At 68.6% G+C, this 421-nt stretch carries 1 protein-coding gene; it reads left to right on the plus strand.

Features of this window, described 5'->3' with window-relative positions; genetic code table 11:
- Positions 1–400, plus strand: a 400-nt coding sequence (locus tag EN745_RS35745) for a polyprenyl synthetase family protein (RefSeq protein WP_189363288.1), incomplete at its 5' end; no start/stop codon positions are given.
- Between the last annotated feature and the right edge of the window lie 21 nt (positions 401–421).

The raw sequence follows: 421 nt of genomic DNA on the forward strand, positions 1-421 counted from the left end.
GATCGTGGCGATGCACCGGATGAAGACCGGAGCGCTAGTGCGCGCGTCCGTTCGGATGGGCGCGCTATGCGCCATCGCGGAGGATGCCGCGCACGCTGCGCTGTACTGTGCGCTTGATCGCTACACCGCCTGTTTCGGCCTGGCGTTGCAGGTGGTCGACGACATTCTCGACGCGACAGCGGATACCGCGACGCTGGGCAAGACCCCCGGCAAGGACGCGGCGGCGCAGAAGCCGACCTGCGCGTCGATCATGGGGCTGCAGGCAGCGCGCCAGTTCGCGCTGGATTTGTTGCGCGACGCCGGAGAGGCCATCGCCCCGCTGGGGCCGCGTGCGGAACGGTTGGCGCAGATGCTGCAGCGGGCCAACGCGTATCTGTTCAAGCACGCGCGATGCGCATGAGGGCGCCCGTCCGCATGGAGT

Origin of the sequence: Mesorhizobium sp. M4A.F.Ca.ET.022.05.2.1 (assembly GCF_003998845.1) — a bacterium.
GTDB lineage: Bacteria > Pseudomonadota > Alphaproteobacteria > Rhizobiales > Rhizobiaceae > Mesorhizobium.